The 16,248-nt window shown below is 46.5% G+C and carries 14 protein-coding genes; 4 read left to right on the forward strand and 10 right to left on the reverse strand.

All coding sequences use genetic code 11. The features are described 5' to 3' along the window. Positions 1-23 precede the first annotated feature (23 nt). A protein-coding gene (prfB, locus tag HCZ42_RS01770; RefSeq protein ID WP_167419072.1) for a peptide chain release factor 2 occupies positions 24-1,122 on the reverse strand; the annotation gives its coding sequence in 2 pieces (ribosomal slippage) (positions 24-1,046 and positions 1,048-1,122; 1,098 coding nt in all). A 161-nt stretch (positions 1,123-1,283) separates the two neighbouring features. Further along, on the reverse strand, positions 1,284-2,597 hold the full coding sequence (gene brnQ, locus HCZ42_RS01775; RefSeq protein ID WP_167419073.1) for a branched-chain amino acid transport system II carrier protein: 1,314 nt from the start codon (positions 2,595-2,597) through the stop codon (positions 1,284-1,286). 310 nt (positions 2,598-2,907) lie between these two features. Here brnQ and HCZ42_RS01780 point away from each other — a divergent pair, with 310 nt between their 5' ends. After that, positions 2,908-3,627, forward strand: a complete 720-nt coding sequence (locus tag HCZ42_RS01780; protein ID WP_167419074.1) for a tRNA1(Val) (adenine(37)-N6)-methyltransferase — start codon at positions 2,908-2,910, stop codon at positions 3,625-3,627. A 79-nt stretch (positions 3,628-3,706) separates the two neighbouring features. Next, positions 3,707-4,936, forward strand: a complete 1,230-nt coding sequence (gene srmB / locus HCZ42_RS01785; protein WP_167419075.1) for an ATP-dependent RNA helicase SrmB — start codon at positions 3,707-3,709, stop codon at positions 4,934-4,936. A 223-nt stretch (positions 4,937-5,159) separates the two neighbouring features. Here srmB and prfC read toward each other — a convergent pair whose 3' ends face one another. Next, positions 5,160-6,749 carry a peptide chain release factor 3 gene (prfC, locus tag HCZ42_RS01790; RefSeq protein ID WP_167419076.1) on the reverse strand — a complete coding sequence of 530 codons (1,590 nt, stop codon included), beginning with the start codon at positions 6,747-6,749 and terminating at the stop codon, positions 5,160-5,162. 221 nt (positions 6,750-6,970) lie between these two features. Between prfC and HCZ42_RS01795 the strand changes: the two genes are divergently transcribed. Beyond that, positions 6,971-9,019, forward strand: a complete 2,049-nt coding sequence (locus HCZ42_RS01795) for a putative bifunctional diguanylate cyclase/phosphodiesterase (protein ID WP_167419077.1) — start codon at positions 6,971-6,973, stop codon at positions 9,017-9,019. Between the two features lie 3 nt (positions 9,020-9,022). Here HCZ42_RS01795 and rimI read toward each other — a convergent pair whose 3' ends face one another. The 6 genes from rimI to rlmE form a co-directional block, all read right to left on the reverse strand. Beyond that, positions 9,023-9,469, reverse strand: coding sequence for a ribosomal protein S18-alanine N-acetyltransferase (gene rimI, locus HCZ42_RS01800; RefSeq protein WP_167419078.1), 447 nt, complete (start codon positions 9,467-9,469; stop codon positions 9,023-9,025). Position 9,470: 1 nt separating this feature from the next. Continuing rightward, entirely contained in the window at positions 9,471-9,869 is a 399-nt protein-coding gene (locus HCZ42_RS01805; RefSeq protein WP_167419079.1) for a DNA polymerase III subunit psi, read from the reverse strand. 91 nt (positions 9,870-9,960) lie between these two features. Beyond that, positions 9,961-11,301 carry a phosphoglucosamine mutase gene (gene glmM / locus HCZ42_RS01810; protein WP_167419080.1) on the reverse strand — a complete coding sequence of 447 codons (1,341 nt, stop codon included), beginning with the start codon at positions 11,299-11,301 and terminating at the stop codon, positions 9,961-9,963. 28 nt (positions 11,302-11,329) lie between these two features. After that, positions 11,330-12,160, reverse strand: a complete 831-nt coding sequence (folP, locus tag HCZ42_RS01815; RefSeq protein ID WP_167419081.1) for a dihydropteroate synthase — start codon at positions 12,158-12,160, stop codon at positions 11,330-11,332. Positions 12,161-12,211: 51 nt separating this feature from the next. Next, complete coding sequence (gene ftsH / locus HCZ42_RS01820) at positions 12,212-14,185, reverse strand: ATP-dependent zinc metalloprotease FtsH (RefSeq protein WP_167419082.1); 1,974 nt, start codon at positions 14,183-14,185, stop codon at positions 12,212-12,214. 108 nt (positions 14,186-14,293) lie between these two features. Continuing rightward, on the reverse strand, positions 14,294-14,923 hold the full coding sequence (gene rlmE / locus HCZ42_RS01825; RefSeq protein ID WP_053408662.1) for a 23S rRNA (uridine(2552)-2'-O)-methyltransferase RlmE: 630 nt from the start codon (positions 14,921-14,923) through the stop codon (positions 14,294-14,296). A gap of 113 nt (positions 14,924-15,036) precedes the next feature. Between rlmE and yhbY the strand changes: the two genes are divergently transcribed. Next, a complete protein-coding gene (gene yhbY, locus HCZ42_RS01830; protein WP_053408663.1) occupies positions 15,037-15,333 on the forward strand; it encodes a ribosome assembly RNA-binding protein YhbY in 297 nt (98 codons plus the stop codon). A 73-nt stretch (positions 15,334-15,406) separates the two neighbouring features. Here the strand turns inward: yhbY and greA are convergent, their stop codons facing one another. After that, positions 15,407-15,880, reverse strand: coding sequence for a transcription elongation factor GreA (gene greA, locus HCZ42_RS01835; protein WP_167419083.1), 474 nt, complete (start codon positions 15,878-15,880; stop codon positions 15,407-15,409). Positions 15,881-16,248 lie beyond the last annotated feature (368 nt).

Here is a 16,248-nt window from a genome sequence, read left to right on the forward strand (position 1 = left end):
CGATTTGAGTGTCGGTGAAAAGCTTAAAGACCTGATTTCAGGCTAGCTTCAATAAATTTGTCTAGATCGCCGTCAAGAACCGCCTGTGTATTACGGTTTTCAACGCCGGTACGTAAATCTTTGATACGTGAGTCATCCAGTACGTAAGAACGAATCTGGCTGCCCCAACCGATATCAGACTTCGCATCTTCGTTAGCTTGCTTCTCTGCATTCTGTTTTTGAATCTCAAGTTCAAACAGTTTTGCACGAAGCTGCTTCATCGCTTGGTCTTTGTTCTTATGTTGAGAACGGTCGTTCTGACACTGCACCACGGTGTTAGTTGGAACGTGGGTAATACGTACCGCAGATTCCGTGGTGTTAACGTGCTGACCACCTGCACCCGATGCGCGGTATACGTCAATACGTAGATCAGACGGGTTAATGTCGATCTCAATGTTGTCATCAATCTCTGGGTAAACAAACGCAGATGCAAACGAAGTATGGCGACGGCCACTTGAATCAAACGGAGATTTACGCACCAGACGATGAACGCCCGTTTCTGTACGTAACCAGCCGTAAGCGTACTCACCAGAGATCTTAACCGTTGCACCTTTAAGACCGGCAACTTCGCCTTCAGACACTTCGATAACTTCCGTTTTAAAGCCTTTCGCTTCTGCCCAACGCAAGTACATGCGCAGCATCATTGAAGTCCAGTCTTGTGCTTCTGTACCACCCGACCCTGATTGCAGGTCAATGTAGCAGTCTGACGAATCGTGGTCGCCCGCGAACATACGACGGAATTCAAGTTGTTCTAGCTTCGCTTCAAGCTCAGCAAGTTCTGGCTCGATCTCATCGAAGGTTTCTTGGTCTTCTTCTTCAACCGCAAGTTCCAGTAGACCTTCAACGTCTTCTACGCCTTGCTCTAGTTGATTGATGGTTTCAACCACGGCTTCTAGTGATGCACGTTCTTTACCAAGCGCTTGAGCACGCTCAGGTTCGTTCCATACATCCGGTTGCTCCAGTTCTGCGTTGACTTCTTCTAGACGCTCTTGTTTAGCGTCATAGTCAAAGATACCCCCTCAGGACATTCGTGCGCTCAGACACGTCCTGTAAGCGGTTTTTAATAGGATTGATTTCAAACATGTTTGCTCAACATTTATGAGTAGAATTTAACCGAAGAATTGTACTGAAAAGTGTGACGAAGATACAGGAATATTTTGAAGCTGAATAATCTTTCATTAGATAGAAAAATCCCCTGTCACGCCTTGCATGACAGGGGATTAAATTACATCAAGAGCAACTAATTATGCCGTTTCTTCAACCAACACTTGTTCGTCTGATTTTGAGACAAAGAACATGCAAACAATTGCAGCAGCGGTTGGAATCAACCAGCCCATGCCCACATCAAACAGTGGTAGAACGTTCAATGCAGAAACATCGAAGCCAGCAACTTTCGCTGCGTCAACCATTGCGAACAATAGTGACACTAAGATAACCACGCGGTACGCCACTTTTGGATTAGGCAGTTTGCTACGAACGAACGTCAGCGCGACCAATGCAATCGCCACAGGGTAAAGAGCGAACAGTACTGGCACTGATAGAGAAATCAGCTGAGATAGGCCCACGTTTGCCACGACCGCACACGCTGTACCGACGATGATCACCCATCCTTTGTACGATACTTTTGAAATTGACTTAAAGTAATCTGAACACGCAGAAATCAGACCGATAGCAGTAGTCAAACACGCCAATAGAACGATTGCTGACAGAACTAGCTGACCGTATGGACCAAATAGCGCCTGAACGTAAACGCTTAGGATCGCACCGCCGTTATCAGCACCAGCAGCAACGGCTGAACTGGTCGCGCCTAAGTAGAATAGCGAGATGTAGACAAAGGCCAGACCAGCCGCTGCGATAAACGCTGCGCTAATTAGGTATTTTGTTGTCGCGGCACTATCGGTGATGCCTTTACTACGTAGCGCGTCAACGACCAATACACCAAACATTAGCGAAGCGAAGGTATCCATCGTGTTGTAGCCTTCTAGGAAACCTTTCTGCAGTGGGTACGCTAGGTACTCACCTTGTGCCGCTAGAACTTCACCTTGAGGATCAAGGAACACGCCTACTGCTAGAGTAATTAGGCCGATAAATAGAACTGGCGTCAGGATCTTACCGATCATGTCGATCAGACGGCCTTGGAACCATGCAAACAGCATAGCGACCGCAAAGAAGATAATCGAAAACGCCGTTAAGTGGAACTGACCAGCGTCAGCAAGAAACGGCTTAACCGCCATTTCGTAAGCCACTAGACCTGTACGCGGAGCCGCGAACGCAGGACCGATAATAATAAAGATCAGTACCGCCATGACGATAGCTGCACGCTTAGGCAGATCTTTGGTCATGTGTTCCCAGCTACCACCAGCTAATGCAATCGCAATGATCGTGATCAGCGGTAGACCTACCGCAGTTAAAAGGAAACCTGTCATGGCTGGCAAAAGGTTGTCACCGGCAAGTTGCCCTGCAAACGGTGGAAAAATGATGTTGCCTGCACCTAAAAAGAACGCGAAAAGCATAAAGCCTACGGCGATAATATCTGTTAGTTTTAAAGTCTGTTTCACTAGAGACCCTTTACTTATTCTTCAGTGGATGTTGTGTGCGCTAGATAGTACAAATTTGCTATCCAGTCGATAGATTTACACGAGCATAATGACGAAACGCTCATCTATCCGCAAGGTGAAAGCAAAAAACACCATATAAATTTATATAAACAATTAAAAACCAGTCAGTTCAACTAGTACGGAGAAATTAATTAGAATTTAACCCTACACAATCAGGTAAAATAAAAACCTAAAAATAGAACAAATACCTATACATTGCGTTAACAACCCGATTAATAAACCTATTAAAGACGAATATACAGAATAAAAAATGAACAAACAGAATCCCAAAGCTAAGAGTTTTACGTTTAAACAGTTTGCCATCGAAGGCGGAGATTCTGGGATGCCTGTCAGTACGGACGGCGTACTGCTTGGCGCTTGGACGGATGTGACAGAAACGCACCGTTTACTCGATATTGGAACAGGCACCGGGTTGTTGGCTTTAATGTGTGCTCAGCGGTCACCAGATTGTGAGATAGAAGCAATCGATATCGATCCGCATGCCATTGAAGCGGCGAGTTTTAACTTCGCGCAGTCTCCTTGGTCCAAGCGCATCATTCTTCATCAAGGAGATGTGTTGAACTACTCATTTGCGGCGTGTTTCGACACCATCATCTGTAACCCTCCGTATTTTAATAACGGTGAGCAAGCTCAATTAAGCCAAAGAGCGACGGCAAGGCACAGCGACCAACTCGCCCACTCTGCACTGTTATCCCGTTGCTACGAGTTACTAACAGAGCAAGGCGCAGCAAGTTTCGTCTTGCCAATCACTGAAGGAAACCAGTTTATCCACTTGGCTTTAAAGAATAATTGGCATCTAAGCCGCGTGTGTCACGTTCAGCCAACGGAGAGTAAAGCCGTCAACCGCTTATTGATTTCGTTAGTAAAAACGCCATGCCAAAACGAGGAACAGTCATTGCTCATTCGAGAAAATAACCAGTACAGCAACGAATTTGTTGCACTAACCAAAGACTTTTATTTAAAGATGTGAAAATTAAGGTGTGATCCTTGTCACCGAACACACTATAATACGCCCCCTTAAACCAATTGTTGCTTGTGGAGACACCAGAGTGATCAAAAATTTTGCTGAATTAGAGTTAGACCCGAACTTGCTCGAAGCAATCGAAGAAATGGGTTACACCCGTCCAACACAGATTCAAGCTGAAGCGATCCCACAAGCTTTAGAAGGTCGTGACATCCTAGCCTCTGCGCCAACAGGCACAGGTAAAACGGCCGCGTTCGTTCTGCCTGCACTGCAGTTCCTGCAAGACTTTCCACGCCGTAAACCAGGACCTGCTCGAGTTTTGATCCTAACGCCAACTCGCGAACTGGCGATGCAGGTTGCTGACCAAGCACGTGCGCTGGCAAAAAACACCAAGTTAAACATCTTCACGATTACTGGTGGTGTTCAATACCAAGAGCACGCCGACATTCTCGCGACCACGCAAGATATCGTAGTTGCGACGCCTGGACGTTTGATGGAATACATCGAAGCAGAACGTTTTGACTGCCGTGCGATCGAATGGCTGGTCCTAGATGAAGCTGACCGCATGCTGGATATGGGCTTTGGTCCAACAGTAGATCGACTCTCTTCTGAGTGCCGCTGGCGTAAACAAACCCTTTTGTTCTCTGCAACGCTTGAAGGTAAAGGTGTAGAAGGCTTTACCGCTGACCTACTGAAAGAACCAGCAGAAATTGACGCAGAACCGTCTCGTCGCGAGCGTAAAAAGATCGCTCAGTGGTACCATCGCGCCGATGATATGAACCACAAGCTCGATCTACTGAAGAAGATCATCACTGAACAAGCTGAACGTTCAATTATTTTCCTGAAAACTCGCGATCGTCTTGCTGAGCTGCGCGTTGAGCTAGAGAAAGCACAAATTCCATGTGCTTGGATTCAAGGCGAAATGCCTCAGGATCGCCGTAACAACGCAATCGCACGTTTCCGTGACGGCACTGTCAACGTACTATTGGCAACTGACGTTGCTGCGCGCGGTATCGACTTACCGGACGTTAGCCACGTTATCAACTACGACATGCCACGTAGCGCAGACGTTTACCTTCACCGTATCGGCCGCACAGCACGCGCGGGTAAGAAAGGTAACGCGGTTTCTTTGGTAGAAGCGCACGACCAACCGATGATGGACCGTGTTGCGCGTTACGTAAAAGAAGAGATCAAAGAGCGCTTTATCAAAGAGTTGCGTCCTAAACACAAAAAGCCTGTGTTTAAGAAAAAGAAAAAAGACGACAAGAAAAAGACCGCAACAAAAGCGAAAAAGAAAGTCGCCAAGAAAAAGTAACCACCGCTCTTTAAGCAAACAAAAATGCCGCTTCAATCGAAGCGGCATTTTTTATATCGGTACATTGACGATTAATATTCGAATCCAGCTATTCATCACCTCTTCAAAGCACTTGAAGCTAGAACAAGGCGACAAGTAAACTCAACCTTGGGAGCGTAGTAAGCTACGTGACTAAGGTGAGTTTACGCCGTCAACGAAGTTATCGCCTCAAAGGCGAAGAAGATTAGTGTTCGCGGGTCGCGCGGAACTCGACCTCTGGAAAACGCTCTTTCGCCAAATTCAGATTTACCATCGTTGGCGCGATGTAACTTAGGTTATCACCGCCGTCCAACGCTAGGTTGCTCTGGTTCTTGCGCTTGAACTCTTCCAGTTTCTTCTCGTCGCTGCAATCAACCCAACGTGCGGTTGCGACGTTTACGCCTTCGTAAATAGCTTCTACGTTGTATTCTGCTTTCAGACGCGCAACAACTACGTCAAACTGAAGCACACCAACAGCACCGACGATAAGGTCGTTGTTTTGCAGTGGACGGAATACCTGCACTGCACCTTCTTCTGACAGTTGTACTAGACCTTTTAGCAGCTGTTTTTGCTTCAATGGATCTTTCAATCGGATACGACGGAACAATTCTGGTGCGAAGTTAGGAATGCCTGAGAATTTCAGACTTTCGCCTTGCGTAAAGGTATCACCAATCTGGATCGTGCCGTGGTTATGTAGACCGATGATATCGCCCGCGTACGCGTTTTCTGCGCGCGAACGGTCACCCGCCATAAAGGTTACCGCATCAGAGATATTGATCTGCTTGCCAAGACGAACGTGGTTCATCTTCATACCTTGTGTATACGTACCCGACACAATACGCATAAACGCGATACGGTCGCGGTGTTTAGGATCCATGTTTGCCTGAATCTTAAATACAAAGCCCGAGAACTTCTCTTCAGTCGCTTCAACTTCACGCTCGTTTGCCTGACGAGGCATTGGCGCAGGCGCCCACTCAGTCAAGCCATCAAGCATATGGTCAACACCGAAGTTACCTAATGCCGTACCAAAGTAAACTGGCGTTAGCTCACCCGCTAAGAACAACTCTTGGTCAAACTCAGGACAAGCGCCAATCACAAGTTCCAGCTCTTCGCGCAACTGTTCTGCTAGCTCTGCACCTACCGCTTCGTCTAGCTCTGGGTTGTCCAAACCTTTCACGATACTCAATTCTTGAATCGTGTGACCTTGACCTGTGGTGTATAGTATCGTTTCATCGCGATGAATGTGGTAAACACCCTTGAACTCTTTACCACAGCCGATTGGCCAAGTGATCGGTGCACAGGCAATAGAAAGCTCACTTTCTACTTCGTCCAGTAGCTCCATTGGGTCACGGATATCACGGTCAAGTTTGTTCATGAAAGTGATGATCGGCGTGTCACGCAGACGAGTAACTTCCATCAACTTACGCGTACGATCCTCAACACCTTTCGCCGCATCGATAACCATCAGACATGAGTCAACTGCGGTTAGCGTTCGGTAGGTATCTTCTGAGAAGTCTTCGTGCCCGGGAGTATCGAGTAAGTTAACCAAACACTCATTGTATGGAAACTGCATAACAGAGGTTGTTACCGAGATGCCACGCTCTTTTTCCATTTCCATCCAGTCAGATTTCGCGTGTTGCGCTGAACCGCGACCTTTTACTGTACCCGCAGTCTGGATTGCGCGTCCGAAAAGCAATACTTTTTCAGTAATGGTTGTTTTACCCGCATCCGGGTGAGAAATGATCGCGAAAGTTCTACGTTTAGACACTTCGCCAAGGAAAGTGGTATTTGACATCAAAAGTTCTTCTTCTGTCTGGTTGCCAGAAGATAAAAATCAGTTAGCCTGACTCTTCTGGGTGTTCGATTCAATTTTGCGCGGTATTCTCTCTTATATTCACGTGAGGGGCAACTTCAACGGAAAAAATGACACTTTAGCTTCGTCATTTACTCCAAAAGGTGAAAGTAATGCAGGATATGAGCTATAAGTATAGGTAGTAGAGGGAACTCAATTTAACGATGAATAAAAACAAAAGAATACATTCTCTTGCAGTTAGGCAAGCAAAAACTGTTTTTTTGGTTTCAGTCATGCTCGGAGTCTGCTTTAGTTTGTACCACATCATCGTCGATCTTCATCAGGAGCAAGATCGAATAGAAGACTTTTATCAAGTTAAACTACTGCAGAATTACTCCAATGCCAGCCAAGCAGCGTATCACTTAAATTCATTATTAGCCGAGCAAGTCGCTTCGAATCTAATGATGGATAGCGCGATCTATAACGTAAAAATCATTGACGACTTTGGTGACACCCTGACCCACAAAGTCAAAAATCCAGCCACTCAAGGGGCGTTTACCCAACTATTGGCTGATTATCTGCTCCCAGAGAACCCGGTCTACAACACGGAATTGCACCAGCCAAACTCGCACATCTTAGTCGGGACGCTGAGTTTTTCGGTCAATGGCAACAGTATTGCCAACGCATTTATCACCAAAACCAGCAAAGTGCTGTTATTCGATTTACTGCGTAACATTATCCTGACTTCTATCTTACTGCTGTTCTTTTACCAGAAACTCTCTAAGCCGCTGGTAACCTTGATGAACTGGGTTAAATCGCTGCAAGATTATAAAAATCATCTGCCTCCTCCGGCTCAGTATCATGATGATGAAATCGGCCATCTCGCCGAAACCATTCATACCTTGTGGCGAGAGCGTGAAGCAGCGGAAGACAAACTCAACCAACTCGCCTACTACGACTCTTTAACCGGATTGGCCAATCGCAGTTTATTGATGAAACTGCTCGCCAATGAAATAGAAGCGTCGAAAGCGCACCACCAAAATGGTGCGCTCTTTTACCTCGATCTAGACCGTTTTAAAACCATCAACGACTCTCTCGGTCATACCATCGGAGATAACTTGCTCAAGGCAATTTCTCGACGTCTAACGAGTTGGGTGCGACATGGATACTCCACAGCACGTATCGGAGGTGACGAGTTCGCCATTTTGCTGCCAAATACCTCTGCAGAACAAGCGCGCGAATTGGCGCAGCAATTGATGAGCCTGATCTCAAATCCCTACACCATCGATGGCCACCAGTTGTATTGCTCTATAAGCGTTGGCGTGGCGCTATTCTCTGATAACGATCTTTCCAATATCGACGTTTTGCGCCAAGCAGATACTGCGCTTTATCGAGCAAAAGTGGCGGGGAAGAACAAATACGTATTCTATGAAGCAGGCATGCATGCCCAAGTTGAGTCGTTCTTAGAAATAGAGCGTGGGCTGCATGAAGCAATCAACAACGAACAACTCGAACTGTTTTATCAGCCGCAAGTCGACAGCCAGCATCGTATTGTTGGGGCGGAAGCACTGATCCGCTGGCATCACCCAGAGAAAGGCTTACTCTATCCCGATCTATTTATGCCAATCGCCGAAGAAACCGGACAGATCATGCCGATCGGTAATTGGATCATCGAAAAGGCCTGTTATCAGTTCGCAAGTTGGAAAAACTCAGGGGTCCTGCCTGACTCTTTCCAGCGCTTGGCAATCAACATCAGTCCGCTGCAGTTTGCACAAGATAGCTTTGTTGAACACATCAGTGGTACATTAACTCAAGCAGGGATCAGCGGTGACAATATTGAACTCGAGATCACCGAGAATCTCTTGCTGGAGAACGCCGAGAGCATTATCGAAAAGATGCTGAAGCTGAAAGAGTTGAACATCAAAATATCCATTGATGATTTTGGTACGGGCTACTCATCACTTCGCTACCTCAAACACTTATCGGTTGATGTGTTGAAGATCGACCGATCTTTTGTCGTACAGTTGCATTTGGATGAAAGTGACCAAGCCATCGTCGATACAATCATCATGACAGCGAAACGACTCAATCTGGATGTGATTGCGGAAGGTGTGGAAGACATTCATGAGCTGGAAACACTCAAGCAACTCGGTTGCTATCATTTCCAAGGATATTTGTTCGATAAGCCGCTCCCAGCGAAAGAGCTGGAACAACGCTTCCAAAACAATCTCTATGTGATTGAAAGCACGCAAAAACAGCATATCGATAGCTAGAAGTTAGAAGAAGATATAGCTCATGATGATGGCGTCTTCTTTGCCGCTAGCACTCGGGTAGTAATTGATGCGGCGGTCGACTTCGTTAAAGCCAATAGACTCATACAAGCCGAATGCCGTGACATTACTTTCTCTCACCTCGAGCCAAGCACTCTCTGCGTTGAGCCCTTCACACATTTCGATAAACGCATTGACCAAGCGCTTGCCGTAGCCTTTGCCCTGATGCTTGGGATCAACCGCAATATTAAGCAAAGTCACTTCACCGACGATATTCTGCGCGTAGAAATACCCCACGACCTGATTATTATCGACCAGCACGTGATGGCATGCACCGCGAGAGTTGACGTCTCGGATCATGTTGCTTGACCAAGGGTGGCTGTGAGCACGCTGCTCAATCGCATCTACTTGGTCTAGATGAGACTCAGCTAAAGGTAAAATTGTGTGAGACATATTATTGATAGGAACAAATTTGTTGCCACAACGCTCGGCGCTGGGCGTTATTACCGTCGATCTGACTTAATGCTGGCGAGGTCAGGACTTTCGTTGTTACGCCTTCTTGAACGTCACATCCCGCAAACCAAACCCATTCTAACTGGTTCTCAGCAAGCGTGTTTACCTGTTGCGGAAAAACGTGGCGAGCCTGCTCAAGCGGGATATTGATGCTTTTCAACACGCGTTCAAACAACAACGCTGTTTCTTGTGTTGGCAATTGAGGAGAAACAAGCAGCAGTTGGCAGGATTCAGGCAACGTCAGTTTCGTCGCTTGATAGCCTTGTAACCTTTCAGGATGTGCCAGTTCGTAGCACTGGATACCCATTTCTTGTAAATACTGAATCTCGTGTTGTGGCATAACAAACCGTTACCGTGTTGAACGCAGCAATCCTAACATAAAACGAAAAAGCGCCACAGAATCTGTGGCGCTTTATTTTATCTCTTCGGGCTTAAAAGCTTGCTTTCACCGCATCGGCGATTTTCAGTGCAGAGGTTTGCACCAGTTCTGCATCTTCACCTTCAACCATCACTCGGATCAGTGGCTCAGTACCTGACTTACGCAGCAACACTCGCCCTTTCTCACCCAGTTCCGCTTCGACTTGCGCTACCGAGGCTTTCACCGCTTCCGCTTCCAGTGGGTTAGAATCACCAGAGAAACGTACGTTTTCCAGAACTTGCGGATAAAGTGTCATGCCTTGAGACAGGTCAAACAGTGACATGTTGCTGCCAACGACAGACGCGAGTACTTGCAGCGCTGCAACGATAGCATCACCGGTGGTCACTTTATCCAGTAGGATCACGTGGCCTGAGTTTTCAGCACCGATTTTCCAGCCTTTCTCTATCAGCTGTTCCATCACGTAACGGTCACCTACCGCAGCGCGGACAAATGGAATACCCAATTGCTTCAGGCCGTTTTCCATCCCAAGGTTGGTCATTAAAGTACCAACAACACCACCTTTCAATTCGCCACGACGTAGTGCATCACGAGCGATTATGTAAGCGATCTGATCACCGTCGACTTTGTTGCCAAGGTGGTCGACCATGATGATTCGGTCACCATCACCGTCAAATGCGAGGCCTAGGTCCGCTTTTTCTTCCAGCACGCGTTTTTGTAGCGCGCGTACGTCTGTAGCCCCCACTTCGTGGTTGATGTTAGTACCGTTTGGCTCAACGCCCATTGTAATTACATCAGCCCCTAGCTCTGAGAATACTGCTGGCGCAATGTGGTAAGTTGCACCGTGTGCACAATCGACCACAATTTTCAGCTCAGCTAAGCTCAGTTGAGACGGGAACGTGCTCTTACAGAATTCGATGTAACGGCCAGCGGCATCAGTAAGGCGAGAAGCTTTACCCAGTAGCGCCGATTCAACACATTCGATCTCTTTATCTAGCTCAGCTTCGATCGCAAGCTCTACTTCATCCGGCAGTTTAGTCCCTTCGGAAGAGAAGAATTTAATGCCGTTGTCGTAGTATGGGTTGTGAGATGCTGAGATAACAATGCCTGCTTCCGCACGGAAGGTTTGCGTTAAGTAAGCAACTGCCGGCGTTGGCATTGGACCTGTAAACGTCGCTTTCAGTCCTGCTGCAGCTAAGCCAGCTTCCAGCGCCGATTCCAGCATGTATCCAGAGATACGGGTATCTTTACCGATAATCACTTTTTTCGTGCCCTGTTTTGCCAGCACACGACCTGCCGCCCAGCCAAGCTTAAGTACAAAATCAGGGGTAATTGGGTACTGTCCCACCTTACCGCGTACGCCGTCTGTACCGAAGTAACGTCTTGTATTAGACATGGTTATTCCTTTTATTATTGTCTAGCACTCAATGATTTGCTTTAACCATTGAGACAACTTTCATCGCATCTAGAGTTTGTTCGAAGTCATGAACGCGGATGATCTGCGCCCCTTTCAACGCAGCAATCGTCGCGCAGCTTACACTCGCTGCTACGCACTCAGCAGGGGTTTTATCAAGTACCTTGAAAATCATCGATTTACGCGACATACCAGCAAGCAAAGGTAGTCCAAACTGGTGGAACTGTTCCAGATGCGCCAACATATGATAATTGTGTTCTAACGTTTTACCAAACCCAAAACCTGGGTCCAGAATCAGTTGTTCGCGTTGAATGCCTACAGCTTGGCACGCTTCGATACGCTCTTGAAGAAATTCCTCAACTTCTTTGAGTAAGTCTTTATATTGAGGCGCATTTTGCATCGTGCGTGGCTGACCCTGCATGTGCATCAGGCAGATTGGTAGCCCGACTTCCGCTGCGACTTTAAGAGCCCCCGGCTCTTGTAGTGCGCGCACGTCATTAATAATATCTGCTCCAGCTGCGGCGGCTTGGCGCATTACTTCCGCTTTACTGGTATCAATCGAAATCCATACGTTGTATTGCTCACGAATCGCTTTGATAACCGGAATCACGCGTGTGAGTTCATCTTCTAAACTCACATCTGGTGCGCCAGGGCGCGTCGACTCACCACCGATATCGATAATGGATACACCAGCATCGATCATGCGTTTGGCTTGAGTAAGTGCGTTATCAAGAGAGTTAAACTTACCGCCGTCAGAGAAGGAGTCTGGGGTAACATTGAGAATCCCCATCACTTGTGGTTGTGACAGGTCTAGAGACTTATTATTTGCTGTAATGATCATAATAAAAATACAAAAACCCCGAGTTGCCCCGGGGTTTGATAATACGTTTAATTATTCAGAGTCTTTCTTCTCTGGAGCTTCTGGCGAAACGCTGTCATCAGACTGCTCTTGCTCACTCGCTGGTTCAGCGTCAGCCGGTTTCTTAGCTTCTTCCTTTGCAGGTTTCACTTCCGGTTCTGCTGTTTGCTTGTTGCTTGGGTTATCACCCCAACCAGCTGGTTGACGAATTTCAGACTTACGTTCCATCAGGTCGTCAATTTGACCCGCGTCGATGGTTTCGTATTTCATCAGCGCATCTTTCATTGCGTGCATGATATCCATGTTGTCTTCAAGGATCTGCTTCGCACGCTCATAGTTGCGGTCGATGATTTGGCGAACTTCGTCATCAATAAGCTTGGCTGTGTCATCAGACATGTGTTTAGTCTGAGTCACGCTACGGCCTAGGAACACTTCACCTTCGTCTTCTGCGTACAGTAGAGGACCGAGTTTTTCAGAGAAACCCCACTGAGTCACCATCTTACGAGCGATTTCAGTAGCGCGTTCGATATCGTTCGATGCACCAGTTGATACTTTCTCTGCGCCGTAGATAAGTTCTTCCGCTAGACGACCGCCGTACAAACTAGAGATCATCGACTCTAGGTGCTGACGAGACATGCTGACACGGTCTTGCTCTGGTAGGTACATAGTCACACCCAACGCGCGACCGCGTGGAATGATCGATACCTTGTATACAGGATCGTGTTCAGGAACCAAACGACCAACAATTGCGTGACCCGCTTCGTGGTAAGCCGTTGACTCTTTCGTCTCTTCAGACATTACCATTGAACGGCGCTCAGCACCCATCATGATTTTGTCTTTCGCTAATTCGAACTCAACCATAGAAACGTTGCGCTTGTTACCACGCGCAGCAAAAAGTGCCGCTTCGTTAACTAGGTTCGCCAAGTCTGCACCAGAGAAACCTGGTGTACCACGTGCGATCAATGATGGTTCAACATCACCCGCCAGTGGCACTTTACGCATGTGAACTTTAAGAATCTGCTCACGACCACGTACGTCTGGCAAGCCAACCACTACTTGACGGTCGAAACGACCAGGACGTAGCAACGCAGGGTCAAGAACGTCTGGACGGTTAGTCGCAGCGATAACGATGATACCTTCGTTACCTTCGAAACCATCCATTTCAACCAGCATTTGGTTTAGTGTTTGTTCACGTTCATCGTGACCACCACCAACACCAGCGCCACGCTGACGACCTACCGCATCGATCTCATCGATAAAGATGATACAAGGCGCCGCTTTCTTCGCTTGTTCGAACATGTCACGTACACGAGATGCACCAACACCAACGAACATTTCTACGAAGTCTGAACCTGAAATGGTAAAGAATGGTACTTTTGCTTCACCGGCAATTGCCTTCGCAAGCAAGGTTTTACCTGTACCAGGAGGACCAACCATCAGAACACCTGTTGGGATCTTACCGCCCAACTTCTGGAAACGGCTAGGATCACGTAGGTAATCCACTAGCTCTTTCACGTCTTCTTTTGCTTCGTCACAACCCGCTACATCGTTAAAGGTCGTTTTGATTTGTTCTTCGCTCATCATTCGAGCTTTGCTCTTACCGAAAGACATAGCGCCTTTGCCGCCACCGCCTTGCATTTGGCGCATGAAGAAAATCCATACACCGATCAGTAAGATCATTGGGAACCAAGAAATAAAGATGGTTCCGAGTAGGCTTTGCTCCTCTGGAGGCGTGCCTTGAACTTTCACGTTTTGGTTAATCAGGTCATCCAAAAGCTTTTGGTCGTAGACCGGCATGTAAGTAACATAACGCGCGCCGCCGCCACGACGAGTGAAGGTAATTTCACCGTCTTTAAATGTTGCTTCCTGAATCTGGCCTTGGCCAACTTCCTGTACAAATGTCGTGTAATCAACCGCTCTGCCGTTACTTTCACCAGGGCCGAAGCTCTGAAATACCGACATCAACACTACGGCGATCACAAGCCACAGAATTAAATTTTTTGCCATGTCACTCAAGGTGTCAGCCTCGCGATAACTAATTGTAATTAAAAGGTAGGGTACTACAGTTTCTAGGCTGTAGCTAGATTGTTAACTGCTTCTAAAAAAGCCAAATAGTTAACCTTTGTAACCAGTGGCTACGATATACACTTCTCGAGAACGAGCTCTTGAAGAATCTGGTTTACGGATCTTCACGGCTTTAAACATATCGCGAACATCTTTTACGTATTGGTCGAAACCTTCGCCCTGGAACACTTTGACCACAAAGCTACCATTTGGCGCAAGAACTTGTCGACACATATCTAATGCTAGTTCAACAAGATACATTGCACGAGGTTGATCGACCGATAAATTTCCGGCCATATTTGGTGCCATGTCAGACATCACGATATCAACCATATCTGGTTGGATTCGCTCAAGTAGTGCGTCAAGCACCGCTTCTTCACGAAAATCGCCCTGCAGGAATGCGACACCAGCAATAGAGTCCATTGGCAGAATGTCACATGCAATAACTTGACCTTCATCACCAACAATTTTTGCTGCGTACTGAGACCAACCACCAGGAGCTGCACCTAAATCCACAACAGTCATGCCAGGTTTTAGTAGTTTATCCTTCTCTTGGATCTCTTCTATTTTGAAAATAGCGCGCGAACGGTAGCCTTTTTTCTTCGCTTCGTTCACGTATTTATCATCAAAATGCTCTTTCAGCCAACGGCCCGAGCTCGCAGAATGTTTTTGTTTGCTCATTTGATTCCTAACAGATAGAGGGACCAACATACCCAATAAATTATAGTCTTCAGGGATAGATGGCGTTAAAATGGTATTTTTCAACCCTTATACTAAAGAAAATTGGCCGCGGAATGAACCTAAGCACTAAACAAAAGCAGCATCTAAAAGGCCTAGCGCACAGTCTAAAACCTGTTGTGCTTATGGGCGCAAATGGACTAACTGAAGCTGTTCTAGCGGAAATCGAAATCGCTCTTGATCACCACGAGCTAATCAAAGTCAAAGTGGCATCTGAAGATCGCGACACTAAGAACTTGATTATTGAAGCAATCGTACGTGAAACTGGCGCAGAGAAAGTTCAAGTGATCGGTAAGACACTCGTTCTTTTCCGTCAGACAGACGATCGCAAAATCGAACTGCCACGTAAATAACCAAACCGTTATTCACTGAGCACTAAAAAAGGTCGCAATTGCGACCTTTTTTAATTTGTTCAACATCGCTCGATTAGATGTACTCAACTCGGTCGATTTCAAAGTCGCGTTCGCCACCGGGCGTAGAAATGACCACTTCGTCACCTTCCATCTTGCCGATTAGACCACGCGCAATTGGCGAGCTTACAGAGATACGGCCCGCTTTGATGTCCGCTTCATCGTCGCCAACGATCTGGTAAGTTTTTTCTTCTTCAGTGTCGCAGTCGATTAGCGTCACAGTAGAACCGAAAATAATCTTACCTGTGTTGTCCATCTTGGTCACATCAATAACTTGTGCCACTGATAGCTTGTACTCAATATCGCGGATTTGAGCTTCACAGATGCCCTGCTCTTCACGAGCCGCGTGATATTCAGCATTTTCTTTAAGGTCGCCCAGTTCACGAGCTTCTGCAATCGCTTCTGAAATCTGTGGGCGAAGCTTTAACAGTCTGTCTAGTTCTGCACGCAGCTTCTGTTCGCCACGTATTGTCATTGGGACTTTTTCCATTGTGTACCTCATTCCAAAGCTATCTTTGGACAAAACAAAACTACCCAATCCTGCGGATTAGGTAGTGAGTAAATGAATCGCTTTGTCCTAGTGTAAACAAACTTAGCGACTAAATCATCAAAATTCCACTCGGGTGATTTTTAGCCTCAAAACGCTACCACTATTAACCTAAAGCTCAATAAAAACAACACTCATACACGCGCTAAATAGATAAAAAAAACTAAAACGTGCATAGATCACACTTTAAATCAAAATCAATATAAAAGCTTATATTACAGAAAGATAAGACCTAAAAATACCAATAAAACACCGTTCAAAAAGCGAATTTATATTGTTTTACTACCGTCTTAGGGAACTTTAACGTTAAA

The sequence above is a fragment of the Vibrio hepatarius genome, assembly GCF_011806575.1.
In the GTDB taxonomy this organism is placed as follows: Bacteria; Pseudomonadota; Gammaproteobacteria; order Enterobacterales; family Vibrionaceae; genus Vibrio; species Vibrio hepatarius_A.